22 protein-coding genes and 1 pseudogene are annotated in these 26,977 nt (G+C 69.3%); 10 read left to right on the top strand and 13 right to left on the bottom strand.

Annotated elements, in window-relative coordinates:
- Positions 1-92 precede the first annotated feature (92 nt).
- Positions 93-1,547, top strand: a complete 1,455-nt coding sequence (locus G1H10_RS07810; protein WP_163735113.1) for an MFS transporter — start codon at positions 93-95, stop codon at positions 1,545-1,547.
- A gap of 140 nt (positions 1,548-1,687) precedes the next feature.
- On the opposite strand, the gene G1H10_RS07805 is transcribed toward G1H10_RS07810, so the two are convergent.
- The 4 genes and pseudogenes from G1H10_RS07805 to G1H10_RS07790 form a co-directional block, all read right to left on the bottom strand.
- Complete coding sequence (locus G1H10_RS07805; protein ID WP_163735110.1) at positions 1,688-2,284, bottom strand: flavin reductase family protein; 597 nt, start codon at positions 2,282-2,284, stop codon at positions 1,688-1,690.
- Between the two features lie 116 nt (positions 2,285-2,400).
- Positions 2,401-2,670, bottom strand: a pseudogene (locus tag G1H10_RS33860) (helix-turn-helix domain-containing protein); the annotation flags it as partial.
- Between the two features lie 188 nt (positions 2,671-2,858).
- A complete protein-coding gene (locus tag G1H10_RS07795) occupies positions 2,859-3,365 on the bottom strand; it encodes a CinA family protein (protein ID WP_163735103.1) in 507 nt (168 codons plus the stop codon).
- A gap of 11 nt (positions 3,366-3,376) precedes the next feature.
- Positions 3,377-3,967, bottom strand: coding sequence for a CDP-alcohol phosphatidyltransferase family protein (locus G1H10_RS07790; protein ID WP_163735100.1), 591 nt, complete (start codon positions 3,965-3,967; stop codon positions 3,377-3,379).
- A gap of 149 nt (positions 3,968-4,116) precedes the next feature.
- On the opposite strand from G1H10_RS07790, the gene G1H10_RS07785 reads away from it, so the two are divergent.
- Together G1H10_RS07785 and G1H10_RS07780 are read left to right on the top strand one after the other, a co-directional pair.
- Positions 4,117-4,938, top strand: a complete 822-nt coding sequence (locus G1H10_RS07785) for an ABC transporter ATP-binding protein (RefSeq protein ID WP_163735098.1) — start codon at positions 4,117-4,119, stop codon at positions 4,936-4,938.
- On the top strand, positions 4,914-6,752 hold the full coding sequence (locus tag G1H10_RS07780) for a hypothetical protein (RefSeq protein ID WP_163735094.1): 1,839 nt from the start codon (positions 4,914-4,916) through the stop codon (positions 6,750-6,752). Before G1H10_RS07785 ends, G1H10_RS07780 begins: the two co-directional genes overlap by 25 nt.
- An 83-nt stretch (positions 6,753-6,835) precedes the next feature.
- Here the strand turns inward: G1H10_RS07780 and G1H10_RS07775 are convergent, their stop codons facing one another.
- A complete protein-coding gene (locus G1H10_RS07775) occupies positions 6,836-7,300 on the bottom strand; it encodes a MarR family winged helix-turn-helix transcriptional regulator (protein WP_163735091.1) in 465 nt (154 codons plus the stop codon).
- A gap of 87 nt (positions 7,301-7,387) precedes the next feature.
- Between G1H10_RS07775 and G1H10_RS07770 the strand changes: the two genes are divergently transcribed.
- Together G1H10_RS07770 and G1H10_RS07765 are read left to right on the top strand one after the other, a co-directional pair.
- Entirely contained in the window at positions 7,388-8,536 is a 1,149-nt protein-coding gene (locus G1H10_RS07770; protein ID WP_163735089.1) for an SDR family oxidoreductase, read from the top strand.
- 107 nt (positions 8,537-8,643) lie between these two features.
- Positions 8,644-8,841 carry a hypothetical protein gene (locus G1H10_RS07765; protein ID WP_163735086.1) on the top strand — a complete coding sequence of 66 codons (198 nt, stop codon included), beginning with the start codon at positions 8,644-8,646 and terminating at the stop codon, positions 8,839-8,841.
- A 12-nt stretch (positions 8,842-8,853) separates the two neighbouring features.
- Here the strand turns inward: G1H10_RS07765 and rimO are convergent, their stop codons facing one another.
- The gene (rimO, locus tag G1H10_RS07760; RefSeq protein ID WP_163735084.1) at positions 8,854-10,296 is read right to left on the bottom strand and encodes a 30S ribosomal protein S12 methylthiotransferase RimO; all 1,443 of its coding nucleotides are present in this window, start codon (positions 10,294-10,296) and stop codon (positions 8,854-8,856) included.
- Positions 10,297-10,519: 223 nt separating this feature from the next.
- Here rimO and G1H10_RS07755 point away from each other — a divergent pair, with 223 nt between their 5' ends.
- Complete coding sequence (locus G1H10_RS07755; RefSeq protein WP_163735081.1) at positions 10,520-11,092, top strand: dihydrofolate reductase family protein; 573 nt, start codon at positions 10,520-10,522, stop codon at positions 11,090-11,092.
- Between the two features lie 31 nt (positions 11,093-11,123).
- On the opposite strand, the gene G1H10_RS07750 is transcribed toward G1H10_RS07755, so the two are convergent.
- The gene (locus tag G1H10_RS07750) at positions 11,124-14,477 is read right to left on the bottom strand and encodes an AfsR/SARP family transcriptional regulator (RefSeq protein ID WP_163735077.1); all 3,354 of its coding nucleotides are present in this window, start codon (positions 14,475-14,477) and stop codon (positions 11,124-11,126) included.
- A gap of 217 nt (positions 14,478-14,694) precedes the next feature.
- Here G1H10_RS07750 and G1H10_RS07745 point away from each other — a divergent pair, with 217 nt between their 5' ends.
- The gene (locus G1H10_RS07745) at positions 14,695-15,072 is read left to right on the top strand and encodes a VOC family protein (RefSeq protein WP_163735074.1); all 378 of its coding nucleotides are present in this window, start codon (positions 14,695-14,697) and stop codon (positions 15,070-15,072) included.
- 382 nt (positions 15,073-15,454) lie between these two features.
- Here G1H10_RS07745 and G1H10_RS07740 read toward each other — a convergent pair whose 3' ends face one another.
- The 3 genes from G1H10_RS07740 to G1H10_RS07730 form a co-directional block, all read right to left on the bottom strand.
- Positions 15,455-16,411, bottom strand: coding sequence for a type IV toxin-antitoxin system AbiEi family antitoxin domain-containing protein (locus tag G1H10_RS07740; protein ID WP_163735072.1), 957 nt, complete (start codon positions 16,409-16,411; stop codon positions 15,455-15,457).
- 420 nt (positions 16,412-16,831) lie between these two features.
- Entirely contained in the window at positions 16,832-17,455 is a 624-nt protein-coding gene (locus tag G1H10_RS07735; protein WP_163735070.1) for a DUF7711 family protein, read from the bottom strand.
- A gap of 102 nt (positions 17,456-17,557) precedes the next feature.
- The gene (locus G1H10_RS07730) at positions 17,558-20,104 is read right to left on the bottom strand and encodes an FtsK/SpoIIIE family DNA translocase (protein WP_163735068.1); all 2,547 of its coding nucleotides are present in this window, start codon (positions 20,102-20,104) and stop codon (positions 17,558-17,560) included.
- Between the two features lie 203 nt (positions 20,105-20,307).
- On the opposite strand from G1H10_RS07730, the gene G1H10_RS07725 reads away from it, so the two are divergent.
- The gene (locus tag G1H10_RS07725; RefSeq protein ID WP_163735066.1) at positions 20,308-21,204 is read left to right on the top strand and encodes an alpha/beta fold hydrolase; all 897 of its coding nucleotides are present in this window, start codon (positions 20,308-20,310) and stop codon (positions 21,202-21,204) included.
- 31 nt (positions 21,205-21,235) lie between these two features.
- Here the strand turns inward: G1H10_RS07725 and G1H10_RS07720 are convergent, their stop codons facing one another.
- Entirely contained in the window at positions 21,236-22,924 is a 1,689-nt protein-coding gene (locus G1H10_RS07720) for a ribonuclease J (RefSeq protein WP_163735063.1), read from the bottom strand.
- Positions 22,921-23,853: a 4-hydroxy-tetrahydrodipicolinate synthase gene (gene dapA, locus G1H10_RS07715; RefSeq protein ID WP_163735061.1), complete on the bottom strand. Its 933-nt coding sequence runs from the start codon at positions 23,851-23,853 to the stop codon at positions 22,921-22,923. The genes G1H10_RS07720 and dapA overlap by 4 nt, the downstream gene beginning before the upstream one ends.
- Before the next feature lie 100 nt (positions 23,854-23,953).
- Here dapA and G1H10_RS07710 point away from each other — a divergent pair, with 100 nt between their 5' ends.
- A complete protein-coding gene (locus G1H10_RS07710; protein ID WP_163735058.1) occupies positions 23,954-24,748 on the top strand; it encodes a thymidylate synthase in 795 nt (264 codons plus the stop codon).
- 129 nt (positions 24,749-24,877) lie between these two features.
- Positions 24,878-25,474, top strand: coding sequence for a dihydrofolate reductase (locus G1H10_RS07705; RefSeq protein WP_216853018.1), 597 nt, complete (start codon positions 24,878-24,880; stop codon positions 25,472-25,474).
- 9 nt (positions 25,475-25,483) lie between these two features.
- On the opposite strand, the gene G1H10_RS07700 is transcribed toward G1H10_RS07705, so the two are convergent.
- A complete protein-coding gene (locus tag G1H10_RS07700; RefSeq protein WP_174264142.1) occupies positions 25,484-26,671 on the bottom strand; it encodes a PrsW family intramembrane metalloprotease in 1,188 nt (395 codons plus the stop codon).
- Positions 26,672-26,977: the final 306 nt, after the last annotated feature.

Below are 26,977 nucleotides of genomic sequence, written 5' to 3'. Positions count from 1 at the left end.
CGTCGCCGCGCAGTCCGCATCGTCGCCGGCCCGCCCGTGGGAATAGCGTGTGTGCTGCCGCCGTTGCCGTGTGGCAGCAGCAAGGAGGATGGATGACAGGCGAGCCGGCACAGACCGACGCCGAGCCGATCGAGTTCGGCAGTCGGCGCGGCAAGCTGATCATCACCGCGACGGTGCTCGCGTCCGGGGTGGCCTTCCTGGACGGCACCGTGGTGACGGTGGCGCTGCCGCGGATCGGCACCGACCTCGGCGCCGAGCTGTCCGCGCTGCAGTGGGTGCTCAACGCGTACCTGCTGGCGCTCGGCGCGCTGGTGCTGGTCGGCGGTGCGCTCGGTGATCTGCTGGGCCGGCGTCGCGTCTTCCTCGCCGGCATGTGGGGGTTCGCGGCGGCGTCGCTGCTGTGCGCCGTCGCCTGGAGCCCGGAGGCGTTGATCGGCGCCAGGGCGCTGCAAGGCATCTTCGCGGCGATGTTGACGCCGGCCAGCCTGGCGATTCTGTCCAGCACGTTCGCCGCCGAGCACCGCGGCCGCGCGATCGGCGCGTGGTCCGGGCTTTCCGGCGTCACCACGGCGATCGGGCCGTTCGTGGGCGGTTGGCTGGTCGATGCGGCATCCTGGCGATGGATCTTCCTGCTGAACCTGCCGCTGCTGATCGCGGCCGTCGCGGTGACGCGGGCGGCCGTGCCCGCCGATGTCGGTGCCGGCGACGGTCTGGGCAGACGCGAAATCCTCACCCGGGTCGACTTCCCCGGGGCCGCGCTCACCGCGGCCGGATTGGGCCTGGTGGTCGCCGCGCTGATCGAGGTGGAGCGGCTGCCGTCCTGGGCCGTCGCCGTTTCCGTCCTGATCGGACTGGCGACGCTGGGCGGCTTCGTCGGCTACGAACGACGGCGGGCGCTGCCGATGATGCCGCCGGAACTGTTCCGCATCCGCACGTTCACCGTGGCCAACCTGTTCACCGTGGTGGTCTACGCGGCGCTGACCGGCATGGGGTTCCTGATCTCGCTCGCACTGCAGCGGGGCCTCGGCTACTCGGCCCTTCAGGCGGGCGCGTCGACCATCCCGCTGACCCTGATGCTGCTGGCGTTCTCGGCGCGTGTCGGCGCGCTGCTTCCGCGTGTGGGTGCCCGTCCGCTGCTCTCCGCCGGTGGCGTGCTGACCGCGGCCGGGCTGCTGTTGCTGTCCACCATCGGCCTGGACACCACCTACCTCACCGGCGTGTTCCCCGGCGTCATGGTCTTCGCGGTGGGGTTGGTGCTGCTCGTCGCTCCGGTCACGACGACGGCGCTCACCGACGTGCCCGGCTCGCGACAGGGGGTGGCGTCCGGGGTCAACAATGCGGTGGCACGCATCGCCGGTCTGCTGGCCGTGGCTGTGCTCCCGGCGGCGGCCGGGCTGTCGTCCACCGGCGCGACCGACCCCGGTCCGCTGCTGGACGGCGTTTCCACGGCGCTGCGTATCGCCGCCGTCAGCTGCGTGATCGGCGCCGCGATCGCGTGGGTGGGGCTACGTCCCCGGGATTGCCGCCGGACGCGCGTCTCGGTGTGATCAGCAGTCCGTCAAGTCGGCGTCCGTAGCGGACGAGTCGGCGTGAGTAGTGGGCCCGTCGAGTCGGCGTGAGCAGCGGCCCGTCGTCGAGGCTCAGCCGATGGGAACCCGAGCCGGCCGGACGGCTCGGCCCACGGCCCTCACGCCGACCGGCTCTGCTCGGACGCGTCCGACGCGTCCGTGGTTCCGTCGACGATCGGTCCCGGCGCGATGTACGCACGGTCGACGTGCAGCAGCGGCGCCGAACCGGTCATGCCGGGCGTTACGCGCACCACGCGGCCGAGCGCGATCGTATGATCCCCGGCGTCGACCAGCTCGTGTGGCTCGCACTCTACGGCAGCGACGCCGCCGGTCAGCACCGGCTCCCCGGCATGCGCACGGCGGTAATCCCAGGTGCTGAAATCGTCACGGTCTCCGGGATACCGGGACCGGGAGAAATAGTGCGCCGCGTCCACCTGGCCGACCGCCAGGAAGGTGAGCGACCAGCCGTCGGCGACGAACAGCGCGTCGTGGATGAAGCCGTCCTTCTTCACGCAGACCAGCACGAGAGCGGGCTCCAACGATACGGAGCTCACCGCTGTGACGGTCAAACCGCAATCGCGTCCCACCGGATCCAGCACACTCAAGACGGCGACGCCGCCGCCGAGCCGAGCCATCGCGTCCCGAAACTCGGGCGCCCGCTCACCCCGGCCACGGTACGGAACCGCGCTCACTCCGGCGGGGACTTTCTCGACCATCGGCGCCCACCCATCTGCCACACCGCACAGCGCGGACCGCCTACACCACGTGACACGGTGACCATCGACGACGGTCAGCCGACCGGCACGGCCTCCTGCTTGCGCGTGTCCTCGCGCGGGCGCAGTTCGGTGAGGGCACCGACGGCGGCAGCCTCGACACGCACCATCTCGTCACTCACGTCCCGCAGGACTTCGGACATCGGGATATCGAGCGCGGTGCAGATGGCGGCCAGCAGTTCGGACGACGCTTCCTTGCGTCCCCGTTCGACCTCCGAGAGATACCCGAGACTGACACGTGCGGCCGCCGAGATCTCGCGCAGGGTGCGGCCCTGAGCAACCCGACGGCGTCGGATGACGTCACCGATGAGGCGCCTGACGAGTACCATGGGCCACCCCTTTCAAGGTCGGTCTCGACACTTGCTTCTTACCACCGTACCTCCCAGAGGCGAGAACGCGACGCGGAGGACAGCTTGTGAATACATAACGTGTCGCTACCCCCCGGCATTCCTGCCCACACCCCCCACCCGATGATCATGAACAGTAACCGTTCGTATAGCACGGCTACTGTTCATGATCATCGGACGGCGGCGGCGGTTAGGAGACCGAGAGCCGTGCGGACCGTATGCCGGCGCACCGCCGCACGATCACCCACGATGCGTGTGTCGCCGCCGAAGGATCGAACCACGGTCCCGTCGTCCGCCGCGAGGGCGACGTGCACCGTCCCGGGCGGCCATCCGTCCTGAGCGTCCGGGCCGGCCACACCCGTCGTCGCCACCCCGAGGTCGGCGCCGAGGCGCTTCCGCACACCACGGGCCATCGCCTCGGCCGTCTCCGCCGCCACCGGCCCGTAGGCGGCCAGCAGGCCCGCATCGACCCCGGCGAGCAATTCCTTCGCGAACGTCGCGTAGACCACCACGCCGCCCAGCACCACCGCGGACGAGCCGGGCACCGAGGTCAACGACGCGCAGACCAGCCCGCCGGTCAGCGACTCGGCCGTCGCGACGGTCAGACCGCTACCCCGCAACGCGCCGACGGCGGCGGCCGCGGCTGCCGCCGTCTCGTCACACCCGGTTTCCGCCATCGGCCGCTGCCCTACGACGCCGCCCGCCGCCGCAACCGGATCGCCTGCAGCACGTAATCGGCCCCGGTGACCAGCGTCACCGCTACCGCGGCCGACATGGTGGCGGTCTCGACGACCTGCCAGACGGCACCGCCGATGGGAAGGATGAAGAAGCCCAGCGCCAACGCCTGCAGCGTCGTCTTGACCTTGCCGCCTCGGCTGGCCGGCATCACGCCGTACCGGATGACGGCGAACCGCATGGCGGTGATGCCCCACTCCCGGCCCAGCACCACGACCGTGACCCACCACGGCAGCTCGCCCAGGATGGACAGGCCGACGAACGCCATTCCGGTCAACGCCTTGTCCGCGATCGGATCCGCGATCTTCCCGAAGTCGGTGATGATGCCGCGCCGCCGGGCCAGCTCGCCGTCCGCCCGGTCCGTCGCCATCGCCAGGCCGAACGTCACAAACGCGGCGAGCCGCGATACGTCATCCGCGCCACCGTCGCGAAGCAACAGCCAACCGAACACCGGAACCAGGAGGAAGCGGAGGATGGTGAAGGCGTTCGCGACGTTCCACACGCCCGCTGAGGGCTGCGAGTGGGGACGCCGGAGGTCGGACATCCCACCAGCCTAACCATTGCCCGCCCCGGGCAAATCACCACGTCGCCGCAACGCGGCGAAGGATTCACCACGCGTACACCCGGCGATCATGCCCGGAGAACCGACGGCCACGCAGGCACGACGTGCGCGCCGTCTAATAGTCTCGGCATGTGAGCACCGATTCGCCTCCCTCCGTACACCCGCAAGGGAACGGCCGTGGCGCGGTCTCGCCGCCGGCGCTCGCCCTTCGCGGCCTGGTCAAGCAGTTCGACGACACACTCGCCGTCGCCGGGCTGAGCCTGGACGTGCCGACCGGCTCGTTCTTCGGCCTGGTCGGGCCGAACGGCGCCGGCAAGACCACGACGCTGTCGCTGACCACGGGCCTGCTGCGGCCGGACGCCGGCACCGCGTTCGTGCTCGGCCACGACGTATGGAGCGACCCGGTCACGGCCAAACGCCTGCTGGGCGTGCTGCCGGACGGCCTCGCGCTGTTCGACAGGCTCACCGGGGCGCAGCTGCTCGAGTACATCGGACGGTTGCACCGGCTCGATCGAGAGCTTGCGCGTCAGCGGGCGGCCGAACTGCTGGACGTCCTCGACCTCACCGACGCCGGCGACACGCTCGTCGTCGACTACAGCGCCGGCATGACGAAGAAGATCGGACTGGCGTGTGCGCTGATCCACGCGCCCCGCATCCTGGTGCTGGACGAGCCGTTCGAGTCCGTCGATCCGGTCTCGGCCACCACCATCCGCAGCATCCTGCAGTCGTTCGCGGCCAGCGGCGGAACCGTGGTGCTGTCGAGTCACGTCATGGCCCTGGTCGAGCAGATGTGTGACCACGTGGCCATCATCGCGGGCGGCCAGGTTCTCGCGACCGGTGCGCTGGACCACGTGCGCGGCGACGGGTCGCTGGAGGAGCGGTTCGTCGATCTGGTCGGCGGTCACCGAGACCTCGGCAACGGGCTGGCATGGCTGCGGACATCCCAGGGCTGAGCCGCACCCGGCGCGACGGCGGATCGCCCGGCGCCGGCCCTCCCGGCATCGCCGAGATCATCAGGCTCTTCGTCGCGCTCAAGCTCCGCCTGATCGGCAACAGCCTCAAAGGGTCGAACGCCCGGCTGGTCGCCGGGCTGATCGGTGCGGCGGCCGGCGTCGGCGCCATCGGCACCGGCATCTATGTCACCGTGCAACTGCGCCACGCCGACGCCGCCGATGCGCGGCTCGCGCTGATCCTCGGCGGCAGCCTGGTGGTGCTCGCCTGGTTCGTTCTGCCGGTGCTGATCTTCGGGATCGATGAGTCGATCGATCCGCGGCGGTTCATCCTGCTGCCACTGCCTCGCCGGGCGTTGCTCGCGGGGATGCTCGCCGCCGGGTTCGTCGGCATACCCGCCGCCGCGACGTTGACGGTGTCGCTGGCGACCCTGGTGACGTGGGCGCGCGGGATCCTGCCCGTGCTGTATGCGCTGCCGGCCGCGGCACTGACCGCGTTGCTGTGCGTGGTCGCCAGCCGCACCGTCACGACGGCGCTGGCCGGCGCCTTCCGTTCCCGGCGCATGCGCGATCTGGTCAGCATGGCTGGGATGCTCGTGGTGGTGGCGGCGTTGGCGCTCCAGCTGAGCTTCACGTCGATGGCCCAGCTCGCCAGCCGGGACACGATGGAGACCATCGGCGACGTGCTGGCGTGGACTCCGCTCGGCGCCACCTGGGCCGCACCGTACGACGCCGCCACCGGGTCCGCCGCGCTCGGACTCGCCCGGCTGCTGGTCGCGGCGGCCACCGTGGGCGCCATGGTCGCCGTGTGGGAGCGGACGTTGCGTTCGTCGCTGGAGAACGGCGGTTCACCGGCGCGGACCGGCCGGCGGGCGTCGCGCAAGCTCGGTGACGCGGCACCCGCCAAGCCGGCACCCGCCGACCCCGCACCCGCCGACCCCGCACCCGGCGACGTCGCGCCCGTCGGCGGTGTCTCTCTCACCAGCCAAGTCTCACCGGCCGACCAAGTCTCGTCCGGTGCCCGGGTGCCGGGGCCGGCCGCGCGGCGACGACTCACGCCGGCCTGGGCCGGCATCGTGCTGCGGGACACGGTCACCGGCGCCGTCGCGGCCCGGGTGCTGCACCTATGGTGGCGCGACCCGCGGCAACGCGTCAGCCTCCTGATCGTCCCGCTGCTCCTGTTCGCCTTGATCATCGGGCCGGTCGCTTTCGATCTGCGGAACGAGGCATTGGTGCTGGCGGTGCCGGGCGTCGGGACGCTGATCGGTCTGCTGATGCTCAATCACACCGCGTTCGACGGCACCGCTCTCTGGTCGCACCTCGCCGTCGCCCTACCGGGACAGGTCGACCGGGCCGGACGAGCGCTGGGCACGGCCGTCTGGGCGATTCCCGTGATCGTACTCGCGTCGATCGCCCTGTGTGCCGTCATCGGCCGGCCCGACCTGGTTCCGGCCGCCATCGGCAGTTCCGTCAGCACCGTCCTCGTCGGGCTCGCGTTCGGGTCGGTCAGCAGCGTCGTCATCGCTTTCCCCGCTCCCCCGGCCAGCGCCAACCCGTTCACCACACCCAGCGGCGGCAACGTCGTCGTGGTGCTTCAGCAGTTCGCCGGCGGGCTGATCGTCGGGATGCTGTCGCTGCCGGTCTACGTCGTACTCGGGCTCGCCACCTGGTGGCGGCTGGAGCTCGGTTGGGTGCTGTTGGTGCTGGGTCCGGCGTACGGGTTGGTGTTGTTGCACGTGGGCAACCGCCTCGGCGGGCGATACCTCGACCGGAACGGCCCGGAGCTGCTCCGGCGCATCACACCCGTGCGCACCTAGCGTTCTCGCCTGGGAACTCCTTCCGCACGGGCCACTCCAGCCGGCCCGCGGCCTCCCGCCCTCATACCACGTGCCGGCGGATGTCATTGCTCGCGTCCGCGGTCTGCGTCATTGGCGTCCAGCACACGCCGGAGCAGCGAGACCAGCGTTCTCTGCTCGGCCTGGGAGAGCATGTCGAGGAATCCTCGTTGCGATTCGAGCGCCGCAGTCTGCAGCTCATCCACCAGCTTCTGACCGGCGGGTGTCAACTCGACCTTGTTGCGGCGTCGATCGGCCGGATCCTTCGTCCGCGCCACGAGGCCGCGGTGTTCCAGATCATCGATCCGGGCCACCAGGTTGCTCTTGTCGAAGTCGAGCGAGTCCGCCAGTTGCTGCTGTGACAGCGCACCGAAATCGTCCAGGGCGCTGAGCACAGCCTCGTGCCCGAGCACAAGCCCGCGTTCGGCCAGAACGGACTCGAGATGTCTGCGCCCGTATTTGGACACCTGGGATGCCAAGTAGGAGGGCTGAGCCAGCAGAGACGGCGGCCGTGGGCTCCTGGTGGTCATGCCGCCATCGTAGAGGTCGACACTACAGTTGTGTGGTATTACTGTTGTTACTACCAACTGTTGTTTCTAACCACTATTAGGAGAGCCATGAGTGACACGATCAGGGACGAATCGGTGCGGCCGACCACTCAGGAGCCCCAACCCCACGAAGTACCGGAGGGGGGCCTGTCCGAGCCGACCGCGACCGCGGTCAACGGTGCCCATGGAACGCCCACGACGCTGAGCCGTCGGTCCGCGATCGGAGGCGCCGCGGCCCTGGGCGCAGCCACGGTCGTCGCCGGTGTCGCCGCCGGTTCCGCCGCAGCACAGAGTGAGGAACCGGCTGCCCGGCGCAATCGTCCCGGCACCGGCCGCGCGGTCGCGCTGATCACGGGAACGAGCAGCGGGTTCGGACGACTGATCGCACTCACCCTGGCTCGCGCCGGTTACGAGGTCTACGCGTCCATGCGGGATCTGCACCACAAGAACGCGGACTCCGGTCGGGCGCTACGTCGTGTCGCCGACACAGAAGGCCTGGCCCTTCATGTCGTCGACATCGATATCCGCAGCGACAGGTCCGTCGAGGGGGGTGTCCGACGCGTTCTCCGCCGTGCGGGCCGCCTCGATGTGCTGGTCAACAATGCCGGCATCTATTACCCCGCGCTCCTCGAAACACAGACCGTCGCTCAGGTCCAGGAGATCTTCGAGACCAACGTGTTCGGCCAGTTGCGGATGAACCGGGCGGTCCTTCCGACCTTGCGCCGCCAGGGCGAGGGCTTGGTCGTGCAGATGACGTCGGGGGTCGGCCGGATCACCTTCCCCTTCCAGGGCGCCTACAACGGCGCGAAGTGGGCGATGGAGGCGATGACGGAAGTCAGCCGCTACGAGCTGTCGCAGAGCGGAGTCGACGTCGTCATGGTGGAGCCCGGTGCCTACCCGACCGACTTCATCGACAACGCGCGCGAACTCTATCGGAAGTATCTGCACGGCCTGTCCCGTGGCGACGCGCGGCGTCGCCACGAGTACGGCGAACTCGCCCGCCGCGTCGAGAACGAGCTTGCCGAGGCATCCGGTCCCGATCCACAGGAGGTCGCGGACGCGGTATTGCGACTCGCACAGACCCCCGCGGGTCAGCGCCCGCTTCGCACGCTCGTCGGCGAGGACACAGCGCTGATCGAGGAGATCAACGCCGTCCACCTGAGACTCCAGAACGAGATCATGGGCTACGCCGGCTATGAGGATCTGATCAGCGTGTAGTCAGTGCCGCGCCGCTGAGCGAGAAGCCCCGCCACCGACCGAAAGATCCGCGCGGCAGGCCCGCGCTGACCCCGGCACGCCGCGTGAGCTGGCTATCCTTGTTTGCGATGAGCACTGACGCCGACGAGTCCGAGCAGGCGGCCACGTGCAGCAGATGCGGACGGCTCCAGACAAGCGATCCACCCGTTGAGGCGCTGGCGTGGGTCGCAGAGTTCGATCAGGGCCGCACCATCTGGACCTGTCCCGCCTGTGCGCGCCGGCACGCCCGCGACATCGAAGGCAAACTCCCCTCCGAGTACTGGTGACAGTCGGTGCGGTCAGGCGAGCGGCTCAGCGGTGAGGTCCGCGCCGTCACTCGCCACGACGACGGCTCGCACCGTCTCGCCGATCGAGGCCTCCGCTCCGATGAGCGTCGTCGTGCCGTCCACCTCAGGGCCCTGGTGGACGGCACGCCCCTCCACCGCGTCGCCATCCACCGACTCGACCAGGACCTCGACCGTCTCCCCGACGCGATCCTCGGCGCGCTGCGCGACCAGGTCGTCGACCAGCGCCGTCACCCGCTCCACCCGGTCGGCGATCTCGTCCGGGTCGACCTTGCCGTCGAACTTGACCGCCTCGGTCCCGTCCTCGTCGGAGTAGCCGAACACGCCGACGACGTCCAGCTGAGCGCGGGTCAGGAAATCCTCCAGCTCGGCGACGTCCTCCTCCGTTTCGCCCGGGAAGCCGACGATCACGTTGGTGCGGATCCCGGCCTCCGGCACGCGCGTCCGGATCGACTCGATCAGCTCCAGGAACGGCTCGGTCGAACCGAACCTGCGCATCCGGCGCAAGACCGTCGCACTCGCGTGCTGGAAGGAGAGGTCGAAGTACGGAAGCACCCCGGGCGTCGAGGTCATCGCCTCCACCAGCGACGGACGCATCTCCGCCGGCTGCAGATACGACACGCGGACCCGCTGCACACCGTCGATCGCGGCCAGCTCCGGCAGCAACGTCTCCAGCAGCCTGAGGTCGCCGAGGTCCTTCCCGTACGACGTCGAGTTCTCGCTCACCAGGAACAGCTCCTTGGCCCCCTGGTCCGCCAGCCAGCGCGCCTCGTCCAGCAGATCGGTCGGGCGGCGGGACAGGAACGATCCGCGGAACATCGGAATCGCGCAGAACGTGCACGCCCGGTCGCAGCCGCTGGCCAGCTTCAGCGGCGCCATCGGCCCACCGTCCAGCCGTCGCCGGACCGCCCGTGGGCCCGAGGCGGGTGCGACCTCGCCCGGCAGGTCCGGAGCCGCCGTCTCGGCGAGCTGTGCACCATGCCCGGGCACGGCACCGGCGGCCGCCTGCCGATCGACCGGCGTCACGGGTAGCAGCTTCCGCCGATCCTGCGGCACGTGCGGGACGTGCGGGTTGCCGGCGAGGATGCTGCGCAGCCGGTCGCCGATGGACGAATAGTCGTCGAACCCGAGAACGGCGTCGGCCTCCGGCAACTCCGCGGCCAGATCCTTGCCATAGCGCTCGGCCATGCATCCAACGGCGACGACGGCCTTGGTCTCGCCGGAGTCCTTGAGGTCGGCGGCGGCCAGGAGGGAGTCCACCGAGTCCTTCTTCGCCTGCTCGACGAAACCGCACGTGTTGACCAGGACGGTCTCGGCTTCGGCCGGGTCCTCCACCAGGCGGAAGCCGCCCGCATCCAGCCGACCGGCCAGTTCTTCGGAGTCGACCTCGTTACGGGTGCAGCCCAGAGTGACGATGGCGACGGAATTCTGAGTCATCGAAACCCAAGGGTACCGCCTCCGCGGACGATCCGACGACGCCGCGACGTACGCCCGCCGTCACCCGCCCCGGCCTCCTTACCCCGCCGCCTGCCTCCCTTGCCGCTTGACATCGCCGCCGGTAGGGCGATCTAAAGGAAACCGTAAGGTCGGCCCGGCAGTCTGGAATCACCAAGCCGGGAGCACGACGACCACCGGCACAGCGATCAGAAGGAGCGGAATCATGCGCAAGATCATCGAGTCGACGTTCGTGTCCATGGATGGCATCATCGACGACACTCGCCCGTCCACCGCCTCCCGGGCGGAGCCGCAGCACTGGGGCCAGCCGTACTGGGACGAGGACCACGGCAGCTACGCCGCGAAGCTGGTGTACTCGGCCGACGCGCTGCTGCTGGGCCGAGTGACGTACGAAGGGTTCGCCGAGGCATGGTCGTCGCGGGACGGCGAGTTCGCCGACCGGATGAACAACATGCCCAAGTACGTCGCCTCCCGGACCCTCGAACCGAGCGAGACGACCTGGAATGCCAGTCTCCTTCAAGGCGACGTCGCTGAGGAGATCGCCAAGCTCAAGGAGCAGCCCGGCGAGAACATCCTCAAGTGGGGCACCGGGGAACTCGACCGCACCCTGGTCGAGCACGGCCTGGTGGATGAGTTCCACTTCTGGTACTTCCCGGTGATCGTCGGGGCCGGCAAGCACCTGTTCGAGGGCGCCGGTTTCGACACCACACACCTGAAGCTGGCCGACGTGAACCAGTTCGCCTCCGGCATCGTCGTCCACGTGTACGTCCCGAAGTGAGCCGTCACCGTACAGCTCACATGACCACGAGTCAGGCCCGGTCCGCATCCAGGAGGGGCCGGGCCTGCTCGGGCGTCAGCTCCCGGCCGCGAGCGAACTGCGCGGCGAAGTCGGGCTCGGCAGCGCGCACGGCGGCGGTGATCCGGGCCAACTCGTCACGGTCCGATGCCGACAGCGGGAGCTCGGCGTCCCCCAGCGCGGCATCGGCCGTGCCCAGCGCCCGCGCGGCCCGGTCCGCCCGGCCGTCCTGGCACAGGGGGTCGGCAGCGGCCGCCAGCGCCCACGACATGCCGCGTGCCGATCCCTGAGCGGCGCAGACGTCGAAGCCCTCCCGATGCCGAGCCAGCGCCGTCGCCGTGTCACCCCGCAGCCCGGCCAGCAGCCCCAGTTCCACCAGCACCATCGACAGATACGGAGGATCGCTCCCTGCGCTCTGCTGCTGCCGGGCGGAATCCAGCAGCCACAGCAGACGCTCCTCCGCCCGGTCCAACGCACCCGCGCGACGGGCGGCGAACGCCAGGCTGATCGTCACGAACACCTCCGTCACGCGTTCACCCTGTTGGGCGGCGAGCTGTCGGCCCTGCTCCGCGTACGTCTCCGCGTCGGCATAGTCGCCCAGCTGCACCGATATCCAGGCCAGCCACCCGAACCGGTTGGCCACATCGGACCACAGCCCCAGCTTCTCCGCGATCAGCAGACCGTCCCGGCTCAGCCGGGCCGCCTCGGCGTGATCGCCGGTCAGGTCGGCCAAGCCGATCAACCAGTCGGTGGCCTGCAGGACCCCCCAGTCGTCGCCCAGCTCGCCGAAGAACCGGGCGCTGCGGCGAGCGTCGTGCTCCAGCGCGGCCGTGTCGCCGCGCATATGGGCGAGCATGGCGCGGCTGCTCAGCACCGCCGCCTCACCCCACCGGTCTCCCGTGGATCGGAACATCTCCAGCGACCGCTCCAGCAACTCCCCGGTCACCGTCGTGTCGCCGAAGTCGATGACCGACGCCGCCAGGAACCACTCCGCCCGGGCACGCGCCACCGCCCAGTCCGGCTGGACGTCGGCTCCTGGCTCGTCCGCCTCGTCAAAGAGCCGCAATACCTCGGCCACCCGCTCCGGTCCCGCCTGCCGTTGCCGGATCGCCAAGCCCGCGCACCAGGCCTCCATCCGGGCGCGCAGCGTCGCCGGCACCGTGCCGCCCACGGCCAACGCCTCGACCAGATCCCGGCGTGCCTCCGTCAGCCGACCACGCAGCAGCCGGTACCAGACGAGCGCCCCGGCCAGCCGCAGGGCCGGCTCGGCCGCCTCGGTGCGGCGGAACGTGTCCATGGCCGCGCGCAGGTTCGCCGTCTCGGCGTCCAGCCGGCGCAGCCACTCGCCCTGATCAGGCCCGCGCAGGTGGGCATCGGCCTGCTCCGCCAGGGCCAGGTAGTGGTCGGCGTGCCGGCGCCGCACCGCCTCCTCTTCACCGGCTTCGCGCAGCTGATCCAGGCAGAACGCCGCGACCGACTCCAGCAACCGGAACCTCGGTCCCTCGCCGCGCGCGACGAGCGAACGGTCCACAAGCCCGGCCAATACGTCGAGTACGTCGCGTGGACGGATCTCCTCGCGCGTCGCCGCGTCGCCAGTCCTATCGCCCGACGCTGCGACCCCGGCCCCGGCCCCGACCCCGGCGCCCGAGGCTGCGTCCCCGACCCCGACGCCCGAGGCTGCGTCCCCGACCCCGGCAGTCGGGTCATCCGCGCATACCTCCTCCGCCGCTGCCAGAGTGCATCCGCCGGAGTGCACCGCCAGGCGACGCAGCAGTCTGCGCTCGGGCTCGGTCAGCAGCTGCCAGCTCCAGTCGATCACCGCAGCCAGGGTGCGTTGCCGCGCGGGAGCATCACGCGGGCCGGAACCCAGCAGTCCGAATCGATCCTGCGGCACGTTGAGCCTGGCGGCCAGTTCGGTGACCCCGAGAGCGGGTACCCGGGCCGCGGCCAGTTCCAGCGCCAGCGGGATGCCGTCCAGCCGGCGACACACTTCCGCCGCGCCGGCGGCCGTCGCTGGTTCTGGGTCCTGCGGCAGTCCGGCACGCTCCAGGAAGAGCCGGACGGCGGGAGACTGCGCCAGCCGGCCCGCGTCGTCGGTCGCCGGAATGTCCAGCGGCGGAAGTTCCCAACGCACCTCGCCGCGCAGGCGCAGCGGTTCCCGGCTGGTGGCCAGCACCCGAATGCCGGGCGCGGTCGGCAGCAGGGATCCGACCAGCTCTGCCACGGGGCCGAGGACGTGTTCGCAGTTGTCCAGCACCAGCAGCATGTGCCGTTCGTGCAGCGTGTCCACCAGCCGGTCCCGCGCCGACTGCGTACCGCCCGGAGCGTCCGGTACGGCCAACACGGCGAGGACCGGCTCGGCCGCATCACCGGTGCCGTCCCACGTGGTCAAGTCAACCAACCGGACGCCGTCCGGATAGGCCTCGACGAGGCTCCGCGCCACCGCGAGCACCACGCTCGTCTTGCCGACGCCGCCGGGGCCGGTCACCGTGACCAGCCTGCTGGCGGACAGCGACTCGCGAACCCGTTGGACGGCATGTTCCCGGCCGACCAGCTCGGTCATCGGGGCGGGCAGGTTGGTGGCGGGTCTGACCGGCCGCGGCGCCGGCGCCGGGGCGTCCTCGGACGGGTCACCGGACAAGATCGCCTGGTGCAGCGCGTCCAGCTCGGCACCCGGGTCGAGGCCGAGTTCCTCGGCCAGCCGGTGCCGCAGCTCCTGGAAGCTGTCCAGCGCCTCAGTCGTCCGTCCCGCGCGGTGCAGGGCGCGCATGTGAGCCGCGCGCAGCCGCTCCCGATACGGATGCGCGCTCACCTGTACGCTCAGCTCACCGACCAGTTCCCGGTGCTCGCCCAGCTCCAGGCGGGCCTCGGCGTACGCCTCGATGGCCGCCAGCCGCTGTTCTTCCCATCTGGCCACGGCGGCGCGCGCGAACTCGTCGTCGGCGAAATCGGCCAACGCCGACCCGCGCCAGAGGCCCAGCGCCTCGCTCAAGAACCCTGCCCGCGCCCGCGGACCGTCGGCGGTCTGCGCCTGGCTGATCAGGGCTCCGAACCGTGCCACGTCGAGGGCATCCTGTCCGGCGTGAAGCGCGTATCCGGGAGGTCGGGACGCCACCAGTTCCCGGCCGCCCGGCTCAGCGTTGGCCAGGGCCCGGCGCAGTTGCGACACCCGCACGTGTAACGCGGCCGAGGGATCAGCGGGCGCGGCGTCGCCCCACAGATCCTCCACCAAGCGATCGACCGACACCGCTCGTCCTTCGTGGACCAGCAGATCGGCCAAGAGCGCCCGTACCTTGCGCCCGGGAACCGTCACCCGCTCGCCCGCGTCGGTCCACACCGCCAGCGGACCTAGCACCTCGAATCGCACGACCCCAGGCTACGGAAGCCACGGCTGCACGCCCGCACCGCGGATACAACTCTCGACAGCACTGCAGCCATCAGCGTCCGCGGCGGCCGCACGCAGCGCGGACCCACGGTCCCTGTCGGTCCCGGCGGATACGGTTACGTACGGTAGATCAGATCCTTCGTAGCGCGGCCGTGCGTCGCGCTGCGGCATCCGACTCAATGACTCAGCGAGGTGCTCGGTGTTCAGCGGAATCGGCCGTGTGGTGGTGCTCGTCAAGGATCAAGAGGAGGCACTCGCCTTTTACCGCGACGTGCTGGGGCTCACGGTTCTTCACGACCAGACCATCGGCGGATATCGCTACCTGCACATCGGTGTGCCCGGCCAGGACGGTGTCGGCCTGTGGCTGATGCCCGAGCACGACGACGCCCGCATCGGTCAGCAGAGCGGTGACCAACCCCTGCTCGTGCTCTACACGGACGACCTCGACACGGTGCGCAGTACCCTGATGACCCACGACGTGGAGATCTGGGCCGATCAGGAAGACGCGCACAGCCGCTCGCTGCACTTCCGCGACCTGTACGGCAACGTCATCATCGCCGCTCAGCTGCTCTCTTGACGGTACTCGCCCTTCTCTCTCAAGGGCGCACGCTCCCACGTGAGCGCGCATCGCGTACGTCGTCGCCCGATTCGTACCGCTGCCGACCCGCGCATGGTGCGTTGAGTGATCGCCAGCAAGCGCATTCCTCGCCGTTCTCGCGTGTACCCAGCGCACCATGCATGTGCAATCGCCGCACCATGCCCGCTCATCTCCACGCCCCATCGCCGCACACGGCGCCAGCATGCGCACGTCCACGCCATATGTACGCATCGGCACGGACGAAACGCTCGCAGCCGCACGCCCCAAACCGGGCGATACAGAGAGCGAGGCAGCGGCGGGCCGTCCCTTCGACACAGGATGCTCGTGCTACGACTGCGACGCAGCACGCCGACAGCGCCCGCTAGCCCCACGACAATGGCGGCACGCCGTACATGCTCGCGGCGACGTGCGACTGTCGGACGATCCGCTCGAGCACCACCTCCGGCTGGTGCATAATCTCGGTCGGAGTCCAACGCACGACGACGAGGCCGGCTTCCTCAATGCGCAATTGGCGCTTCTTCTCGTTGACGAGCACATGATCTCTCGGGCTCCAGAGCGGATCACGGTACTTGACGTACCCGTCGACCTCGCCCACGAGCCGATGTGCGCGCCAGAGAAAATCCGAGCGGATGCCGGATGGCCCTTCATCGACGACCCACACATTGCACTCCGGCAACGGGATCCCGGCGTCGACGAAAGCGGCGAAAGACAGCGATTCACCAGGAGACTCACGCATGCCCGACGCGTGCTCCGCAACCAGACGCACGTTCGACCCGCCCCGCCACCCGCTCATCCGCCGCGCCGCTTCTTCGAGCTGACGTGATGTGGTGAGTTCACGCCGCAGTGCCGCGTCGGCCACGATCAAGCCGGCGGCGAAACCCCGGTTACGGCCAAGATCGAGTGCGGTCCTCGTCGGAGACGTCACCGGCACGCCGTCGATCGCCACGACGTCGCCTTCCACCACGGTCGCCGCCCGGACACGCAGCCCGGGATAGGACCGACGGCTCTGCGTACGTCTGGGAAACGAGAGCTCGACGTCGGACGGTTCTCCCTTCGGTGTCGGCAATCTCAGGAGCAACGCGGCCGAGTAGCCGCTCGCCCATCCGCGCTTGCCCATGGCCAGCAGCGCAGCGTGGATCTCGATGGCGTGCCGGCGGACCGGTGAACTCGCGCTTCGATCCCACACGGCGCTTTCGCAATAGACCCCGCGACGCACCCGTACCAGGCGGCCGGTGCGGAGCGCATGCGCGATCGCGGACCGTGTCATGCCGCCGCGGAGTAGATCCGCGACCTTGTGGACGCCTTCAACACCGATCACAGTCGACGATCATGCGCCAAGATCCCTCTTTCGTCGACTCGCTATCCACAGGCCATCCACATGTTTTCCACAGCATCGGCCGTGGGCGAATTCGGCGGGCCTGCGCGATGGTCACCGAGGGGCGGCGACGCGAGAGCCATCACCACCTGCGAGTGACCACGGCCGTGTCCCGTGTCGCCTTACATCCCCGGCATGGTGCGCCGGGTGCTCACGCATGGTGCGCTGACTACACGTCGAATCAGCTAGGAAATCGCATTCCAGCGATCATTCAGCGCACCATGATCAACTCGCCGGCGACGCGCCTCACGACGCGCCGCTACCCTCGACGCCGCCCCGCATGCGAGGCCTCGTAAGCGACGCCGCCACGTATGCGCGCCGGCGCACCTCACGGCCACGTACGCGACGACGGGGGCTACCTACTCATGAAGCGGCGGATGCGCCCTCACGTCGGCGCTTTTCGTCGAGGAGTTCGACATAACCGGCGACGGCGTCCCACAGGTGATGCTCCGGGTAGTAGCCGCTTCCTCTATGCTCGGATCGCCAGCCGCGCTCCCAGTAGGAATCCTTCACACGACGAAGGTGAGCTTCGCCACAAGCGATCTCGACCTCGAGCTGTGCCGAGGCTTCCCCATCGGACGGCTCGGGAAGACGGTGCGCTTCGGCGCCTCCCCGCGCCAGAGCGTCCAACGCCTTGGCGTCCGTGCCGTCAACCGACCAGATGCGCAGCGGCCGTCGAATGCGGTGGTTCCACACCGGCCACTCCGCGGGCCGCAGGCACCACCCGACCGGAACACGATCCAGCCGGAACACATGGTTGAGCCAACCTGTCTCCCGAGGCGGCCGCACATTCCACGGCAGGGACTCGGCGGGCAGGTCGAGGACGAAGGCGACCTCGACGACGTCGAAATCGGTCGCCGCAGGTTCCAGGACGTCGCCGAACGCGTAGGCGGCGAGCAACAGCGGCTGCTCATCCGACAACGCGTTCGCACGGGGGCATTGTTCGGCGACGGTACGCAGCCATTGGATCGCGGTCTTCCGGTGCACGTTCACTATCGTGCACCGTCGGCTGGGAGCTGAAAAGGACACCGGTCGCCTTCGGAACGCGGGTGCACCCGCTCACGACGGAGATCGGCCCACCTGCGCTAACTAGTCGCCGCGGATCGAGGCCAAGGTCTCGGCGAGATCGTCGGGCTTGATCAGCACGTCGCGCGCCTTGGAGCCCTCGGAGGGCCCGACGATGCCGCGGCTCTCCATCAGGTCCATCAGCCGCCCGGCCTTGGCGAAGCCCACGCGGAGCTTCCGCTGCAGCATCGACGTCGAACCGAACTGCGTGTTGACCACCAGTTCGATGGCCTGGCACAGCAGGTCGAGGTCGTCGCCGATGTCCTCGTCGATCTCGCGCTTGGCCGACGCGGGTGCGGTGACGTCCTCTCGGTAGGTCGGCTCCAGCTGCTCCTTGCAGTGCTGGACGACCGCCGCGATCTCGCTCTCGGTCACCCACGCGCCCTGCACGCGCATCGTCTTGCTCGCGCCCATCGGCAGGAACAGTCCGTCGCCCTGCCCGACCAGCTTCTCCGCGCCCGGCTGATCCAGGATGACCCGCGAGTCGGCCAGCGACGACGTGGCGAACGCCAGCCGGGACGGAACGTTAGCCTTGATCAGACCGGTCACGACATCCACCGACGGCCGCTGGGTGGCGAGCACCAGGTGGATCCCGGCCGCACGTGCCAGCTGGGTGATCCGCACGACGGAGTCTTCGACGTCGCGCGGCGCGACCATCATCAGGTCGGCCAGCTCGTCGACGATCACCAGCAGGTACGGGTACGGCGAAAGCACCCGCTCGCTGCCCTCCGGTGCCTTGATCTTGCCGGCGCGCACCGCCTTGTTGAAGTCGTCGACGTGCCGGAAGCCGAATTGGGCGAGGTCGTCATAGCGCATGTCCATCTCACGCACGACCCATTGCAGCGCCTCGGCGGCCTTCTTCGGGTTGGTGATGATGGGCGTGATCAAGTGCGGCACACCCTCGTACGCGGACAGTTCCACCCGCTTCGGGTCGACCATGATCAGCCGCACCTCGTCCGGCGTCGCCCGCATGAGCACCGAAGTGATCATCGAGTTGATGAAGCTGGACTTACCGGAACCGGTGGCGCCGGCCACCAGCAGGTGTGGCATCTTCGCCAGGTTCGCGACGACGAAGCCACCCTCGACGTCCTTGCCGAGCCCGGCCACCATCGGGTGGTGATCCTTGCGCGCAACCGGCGAGCGCAGCACATCCCCGAGGCTGACGATCTCCTTGTCCGAGTTCGGGATCTCGATGCCGATGGCCGACTTCCCCGGAATCGGCGACAGGATCCGGACCTCGGCACTGGCGACCGCATACGAGATGTTCTTGCTCAGCGCGGTGACCTTCTCCACCTTGACCGCCGAGCCGAGCTCAACCTCGTACCGTGTCACCGTCGGGCCGCGCGAGTAGCCGGTCACCTCGGCGTCGATGTTGAACTGCTCGAACACCCCTTGCAGCGCCTCGACCACACTGTCCGACGCCGCCGAACGCGCCTTGTGTGGACTCCCCTGGCGGAGCAGGTCGCTGGCCGGCAGCGAATAGGTGATGTCGCCGGATAGCGCCAGCTGCTCGACCCGCTGCGGCACCGGCGAGTGCGGCGGCGGATCTTCGATGACCTCCTCGGCAGGCTCGGTCGGCGTCGCCACGACGGCCTTGGAGGCCGCACGTGCAACGCTGCCCGCCGCGTCGTGCGCCTCGGTGGTGTCCTCGTCGTCGGTCTTCTTCTTCGATGCCTTCTTCGGCTTCTCCTTCAGGACCGGCGAGTCATATGGCTCGTCGTCGGTCCGCGGCAGGCCGGACTGCTTACGTCGGCGCGGGCTGACCGGACGCTCGCCTTCGTCATCGTCGGGACGCCGGAACCCGAGCACGACGGCGACCCGGTCCCAGATGTCGGCGGCGTAACCCGGCACCTCGTACAACGGAACGCCGGTGACCACGAGCACGCCGAACAACGTCAGCAGGATCAGCAGCGGCACTGCGATCCAGACGGTCAGCAGGTCAGCCAGCACCGTCGACGCGATGTACCCGAGTGCACCGCCCGAACGCTGCAGCGCATCCGCCCCGTCGGCAGGCCTCGGCATTCCCCCGGCGATATGCGCCAGCCCCAGCGCCCCTAACGTCAGGCTGGTCCAGCCGAACACCTGCCGGCCGACCGGGCCCTTCTCGCCCGGACGACGCATCAGTTGCAGCGCCCCCATCACCGCGACGATGGGCACCGCGTACGCTCCGGTGCCGACCGCGCCGGCGACCACGCTGTAGATGAACTCCGGAACAGCACCGGAGACCGACCACCACGTCACCGCGGCCACCACGACGGCCACCCCGATCAGAGCGAGGCCGGCCCCGTCCCGCCGGTGCTCCTGCGGGAGGTCGCGGGCGGCTCCACCCAGCCGGCGCGCGATACCGCCGATGAGGTGTGCGATACCCATCCACAACGCGCGGATACCGCGACCGATGGCTCGGAACAGGCGCAGACCGGCACCAGGCCGTGCCGGCGGCCGCCCCGAAGGACGCCGGCTCGGGGTGCGCTGCGTCGAGCCGCCGCGCGACGACGGGCGCTTTCGTGGGGCACCCGACGTACTACGCGACCGCGTGGTGGCAGCGGATGCAGTCATCGTACGGGTCGCCATAGAGATCAGGTTACATCCGACACTCTCGTCTCGTCAGTCACACACGCCACGGGCGAGTCACATTGGTACCGAATCGACGCTCTCCGCCCGGCCCTCCAGGCCGTTGATCACCGCCGATCACGGTGGCTCCCACCGCTACGCGGACGGCGAACACGCGTGGTCCTGCGTTGTGCCTGGGCACGCGCTCACCTACGGTTCCGGTCATGGCACGTACCCGCGATCCAGCCGCTAACCGGGCGGTCGACCTGGCCTATGACGTGGCCGGTGTCGGTCCGCCCGTCGTACTGATCCATGCCGGACTTGCCGATCGTCGGATGTGGGAGCACCAGTTCGCGGCCCTGTCGACCCGGTTTCGCGTGGTCCGGTACGACTGGCGCGGATACGGCGAATCCAGCGACGCCACGGCCGAGGTCGCGCACCACGAGGACCTGCTGGCATTGATGGACACGCTCGACATCGACCGCGCCACGCTGGTCGGCAGCTCGTACGGCGGCGCGTACGCGGTCGACGCCGCGCTGACCGCGCCGGACCGGGTGACGTCGCTGGCGTTGATCTGCCCGGGCATGTCGGGGCACACCTGGCCGCCGGAGATGGGCGCCCCAATACGCGAGCGCGTCCGCGCGGCGATCCCGGCCGACCGGTCACAGAGCTACCAGGCCGGTACCGCGACGCACGTCGACCCGGACGACCTCGAGGTGATGGCCGAGGCGCAGATCCGTTACATGGTAGTCGGTCCGGACCGTATGCCATCCGATCTCGAACCACGGGTGTGGGAACAGTCGATGCAGATGTGCCGGGCGCTGTTCCGGCGGCAATGGACGTCCGGCGGCCCGGCGAAGGTGCGCATGACCGAACCGCCGGCGAAAGGCAGGCTGGCGGAGATCACCACGCCCACGCTCGTCGTCAACGGCCTGGCCGACGTGCCCTACATTCAGCAAGTCGCCCATCTGTACGTGGCCGGCATCCCCGGCGCCGAGCGCATCGACCTGCCCGATACCGGCCACCTGCCACCACTGGAACGCCCCGCCGAAGTCACCCGCCTGCTCGCCGACTTCCTCGACCCGTCCCGGACGCATCATCATCAACGGTTAGACCGATGATCACCGGTCTGACCGTTGACGATCACGGGGATCAAGATTCGACGACGACCGGGATGATCATGGGGCGACGACGCAGCCGGCCACCGACCCATCGGCCGATGGTGCGGCGCACCGTCTGCTGCAGCTGGTACGTGTCCGCATTGCCGCTCTCGGCCGCCTGCTCGACCGCCTTGATCAGCTCCGGCCGGATGTCGTCGAAGACGCTGTCCTCCTCGGCGAAGCCGCGGGCGTGGATCTCCGGTCCGCCGGTCACCTTGCCGGTCACCGAGTCCACCACGACGACGACGGAGATGAATCCCTCCTCGCCCAGGATGCGCCGGTCCTTCAGGGAGGCCTCCGCGACGCCGCCGACGTTCGACCCGTCGACGTAGACATAGCCGCACGGCACCGCACCCACAATGCGCGCAACCCCGTCGATCATGTCCACCACAACGCCGTCCTCGGCCAGCGCCACCCGTTCCCGTCGCACGCCGGAGGCGACCGCGACCTCCGCATTCGCCTTCAAGTGCCGGGCCTCACCGTGAATCGGCAGCACGTTCCGCGGTTTGACGATGTTGTAGGCGTAGAGCAGCTCGCCGGCCGACGCGTGGCCCGACGTGTGCACGTCGGCATTGCCCTTGTGCACAACGGTCGCCCCGGCCCGGGTCAGCCCGTTGATCACCCGCGACACGGCGTTCTCGTTCCCGGGGATCAGCGACGACGCGAGGATCACGACGTCGCCCTCCTCGACCTGGATGGCCGGGTGGTCTCGGTTGGCGATGCGCGACAGCGCCGCCATCGGCTCACCCTGCGACCCGGTCGACATCAGCACCAGCTCGCTCGGCGGGATGTTGTCGATGCTCTTCAGGTCGACGAGCGTCTTCTCCGGCACCGAAAGGTAGCCGAGCTCGCGCGCGATGCCCATGTTCCGCACCATGGAGCGGCCGACGAACGCGACCTTGCGCCGGTGCGCAACCGCGACGTCAAGCACCTGTTGGACGCGATGGACGTGGCTGGCGAACGAGGCCACAATGATCCGGCCCGGGGCTGCCGCGAACGTGCGATCCAGCACGGCGGCGATATCCCGCTCGTGCGGTGTGAACCCGGGCACCTCGGCGTTGGTCGAGTCCACCATGAACAGGTCGACGCCGGCGTCGCCCAGCCGGGCGAACCCGTTCAGGTCGGTCAGCCGCCCGTCGAGCGGCAGCTGGTCCATCTTGAAGTCGCCGGTGTGCAGGACGACCCCGGCCGTGGTCCGGATGGCCATCGCGAGCCCGTCCGGGATGGAGTGGTTGACCGCGAGGAACTCGACGTCGAACGGGCCGAATTGCTCGGTCTGTCCCTCGCGCACCTCCAGCTGGTACGGGTCGATGCGGTGTTCCTTGAGCTTCGCCTCCACCAGGGCAAGCGTCAACCGGGAACCGACGATCGGAATGTCCGGTTTCTCGCGAAGCAGGAACGGCACCGCACCGATGTGGTCTTCGTGGCCGTGCGTCAGCAGCACCGCCTCGACGTCGTCGAGCCGGTCCCGGATGTAGTCGAAGTCCGGCAGAATGAGGTCGACGCCGGGCTGATGATCCTCCGGAAAGAGCACTCCGCAGTCGACGATGAGCAACCGCCCGGAATGCTCGAAGACCATCATGTTGCGTCCGACCTCGCCGAGGCCTCCGAGCGGGACGACGCGGAGCGCGTCCGGGGCGAGTGGTGGTGGTTCCGGTAGTTCGGGGTGCGGGTGACTCACAGCACCCCCGCCTGGGAGAGGTCGTCACGCAGCTCGGCGACCTGCTCGTCGGTGGCGGGGATCAGGGGTGAGCGCATCTGCCGGCTCGAGATGATTCCTAAGGTCTGTGCGGCCGCTTTGGCCATAATCGCTCCTTGCGTTCGGGTCATGATCGCGCGCACGGCCGGAATGAGCTGGCGGTGCAGGCGCAGCGCCCGAGCCAGATCACCCGAGTCGACGGCTCGGGTCATCTGGGAGTACTGCCGGGCGGCGACGTGTCCCACGACACTCACGACGCCTACCGCCCCGTGCGTCAACAGCGCGAGATTCAATGCGTCCTCGCCACTGTAGTAAGCGAGGTTGGTACGGGCCATCACCTCGGACGAGGCGAACAGATCGCCCTTGGCGTCCTTCACCGCGACGATCCGCTCGTGCTCGGCGAGCTTGAGCAGCGTATCGGTGGCGATGGCCACGCCGGACCGGCCCGGGATGTCATACAGCATCACCGGCAGATCCGTGGCGTCCGCGACGGCGGTGAAGTGCCGCCGCAACCCCTCCTGGGGAGGCTTGTTGTAGTACGGGGTGACGACGAGCAGCCCGTGCGCTCCGGTCTTCTCCGCGGCTCGGGCCAGGTCGATCGAGTGGTGCGTGTCGTAGGTACCGACCCCGGCCACGACCTTGGCGCGACCCTTGGCCACGTCCAGCACCGTGCGCAGGATCGCTTCCTTCTCGGTGTCGGTGGTGGTCGGGCTCTCGCCGGTGGTACCGCTGACCACCAGCCCGTCGCATCCGTTCTCAATCAAGTGCTCCGCCAGGGCCGCGGTTCCGTCGAGGTCGAGCCCGCCGTCGTCCTTCAGGGGGGTGACCATCGCGGTCAGCACGCGACCGAACGGCGCCGACGCCGGGGTCCCAGTCGTCGCCGCAGCAAGGGTGAAGAGCTCGTCGGCCATGCACCGAAGGTTACCCCGTTGCCCGGCGCGATCGACATCCCGCGTGCTCACGCGCGCGCCCGCAGGCCGTGGCGGCGGCCGCGGTGCTAGATTGCCAGACGTGCGGCAGTACCTCGATCTCCTCAGTCATGTCCTCGACCATGGCACGCCGAAATCGGACCGCACGGGCACCGGCACGCGCAGCGTGTTCGGCTACCAGATGCGCTTCGACCTCGGTGCCGGCTTCCCCGCCCTGACCACCAAGAGGGTGCACATGAAGTCGGTGGTGCTGGAGCTGCTCTGGTTCCTGCAGGGTTCCACCAACGCTCGCTGGCTGCAGGAGCGCGGGGTGACCATCTGGGACGAGTGGGCCGGTGCCGACGGAGAGCTCGGGCCGATCTACGGCTACCAGTGGCGATCGTGGCCGACGCCGGACGGGCGACACGTCGACCAGATCGCGCAGGTCATCGAGTCCATCCGAGCCAACCCCGACTCGCGCCGGCACATCGTGAGCGCGTGGAACGCCGCGGACATCGATGAGATGGCGCTGCCGCCATGTCACACGCTGTTCCAGTTCTACGTCGCCGACGGGCGGCTCTCCTGTCAGCTCTACCAGCGCTCGGCCGACATCTTTCTCGGTGTGCCGTTCAACATCGCTTCGTACGCCCTGCTGACGCACATGGTGGCGCAGGTGTGCGACCTCGGCGTCGGCGATTTCGTGCACACCCTGGGCGATGCGCACATCTACTCCAACCACGTCGAGCAGGCGCGAACGCAACTGGCGCGCGAGCCTCGGGCGCTGCCCACGTTACAGCTCAACCCGGCGCGTCGGTCGATCGACGACTTCACCTACGACGACGTCGAACTGCTCGACTACGACCCCCACCCCGCCATCAAGGCCCCCGTCGCCATCTGACGCCCCACGGCGCGCCCCTAAATGATCATGTGAAGTGGGTTCTCTCCAGCATTACCATGTCTGCAGACCTGTTACGGCACGAGAAAACCTACTTCACATGATCATTTAGGGGCGGGGAGCGGGAGACGTATGGCTATCACGGTGGTCGCGGCGATCGGAGGCAACGGCGTGATCGGGGTCGACGGCGGCCTCCCCTGGCGGCTGGCGGGCGACCTCCCCCGGCTCAAGGCGATGACGACCGGACACGTCTTGATCATGGGGCGCAAGACCTTCGAGTCGATCGGCCGCCCGCTCCCCGGCCGCACCACCGTCGTCGTCACCCGCCGGCCGGATTGGACGCCCACTGCGCCGGCCGACGCACGTTCCAGCGGCGACGCACGTTCCAGCGGCGACGCGCGTTCCAACGACGACGCGCGTCCCAACGACGACGCACGCTCCAGCAAGGACGAGCCGCCCACCGAGGTGCACGTCGCCACGTCGGTCGCCAACGCACTGAAGCTCGCGGCCTCCATCGACGACGAGGTGTTCATCCTCGGCGGCGCGGAGATCTACGCGCAGACCATCGACGAGGCCGACCGGCTCGAACTCACCGAAGTGGACGCTTCGCCGGAAGGCGACACGTACTTTCCCGAGATCGACTGGTCCGCCTGGCGCGAGATCGCCCGCGAACACCGCGACGGGTTCGACTGGGTCACCTACACCCGCGCGTCGTCCGCCGCCGGCTGACGTCGTCGCCTAGCGCGACGGCGGCCCGGGATGCGCACCGCGGAGCGTGGTCCGCCGGGGCGCGGCGGGAACGACGACGCCCGGCGCCCCGAACGCCTCGGCGCGCGCGACCGCCAGCTCGTGCATGACCTGCGCGTACCACTGCGGGGCGTGGTGGCCGACCATGCCCCGCGAGATGCGGTCGGACAGGAACGCGAGCTCGGTGACCACCGTCTGGTACTCCCGCACGGCCCGCGCGGCCCGGGACCCTGCGCGTGCCTGCACCGACCGGCGCCAGCGGAACCGGCCGCTCATGCTCGCCAGCCACGGCACCTCGTTCCACCCGATCCAGCCGGCCGCGGCGAACCGGGGGAGGTAGTCCTGCACGATCCGCCGCTCGCGACGACGCTGCCACGCCGCCAGCACGATCATGCCGAGAAAGAGCGGCACCATCACCAGGGCGTAGATGGAGAAGAACGCCTCACCGTCGTCCCAGACGGCGGCGCCGTTCCACAGCGCATGCAGTGCCACCGCGAGTGCGTAACCGAGCAGCGGCACGATCAGCCTGCTCAGCGCGTCGCGCCGGTGCGCCGCGATACCGACGGCAAGGCCGGTGAAGACCGTGAACAGTGGATGCGCGAACGGCGAGACCACTCCCCGCAGGATGAAGGTGAACCACCCCTCCGATGGGTCGATCTCGAAAGCGCGGCCCAGGTAGAAGATGTTCTCCACGTAGGCGAACCCGGCCGCGATCATGCCCGCGTACACGACGCCGTCCACCACACCGTCGAGCTGCTGGCGGTTCCACCACAGCATGCCGACCAGGAAGCTGCCTTTCAGTGCCTCCTCGACCAGCGGCGCGGAGACCACGGCTGAAGCCATCGGACCATAGGTGACGCCCACGGCCGAGTTGATCAGGATGGCGCCGAGCGTCGCCACCCCGGCGCCCCAGAGGAACGCGAACAGCAGGTTCCAGCCCGGCTCGGGTTCCCAACGGTCCAGCCAGAGGAAAGTGCTGACCAGAAGCATGACGGGGAGCAGGGCGAGCATGGTCGCGCCCACCATGGTGCCGCCCGAGATCTCCGATACGGCCATCCCGACGACGCCGACGACGCATCCCGACGCGACCACGGCACCGAGAATCGGCCAGAACACGTGCCGACGCTGCTGACGCACGAACGGCACGTGCACGTGAGCGCCCTGCCCTGCCACAACCATCCCTGTCTCCCCCTGTACTCCGCACCGACCCTATCGTCCGCTCGCGGCCGGACCGGGCGATCACAGATTCTCGCAAAAAGATCAAATCGGTCAAAACTCGTAGAGGTCAGCGACCGTCTCCGGACGCCGAATCATCCCGGACGGGACGACCGACCGGCAGGACGACCACCCGGCGCGCTCGTTGGGCGGGGAACCACCCGGGCACACTCGACGAGCGGGGCGACCCGAACCACCCGGGCGAGCTCGATGGGTGGGAGGACACCCAGGCGAGCGCAACGGGCGGAACGACCGTCGACGATCTCACGC

The organism is Phytoactinopolyspora halotolerans, assembly GCF_010550675.1.
GTDB lineage: Bacteria > Actinomycetota > Actinomycetes > Jiangellales > Jiangellaceae > Phytoactinopolyspora > Phytoactinopolyspora halotolerans.
Note: the sequence above shows the minus strand (reverse complement) of the source record. Positions and strands in the feature narration are given on the sequence as shown.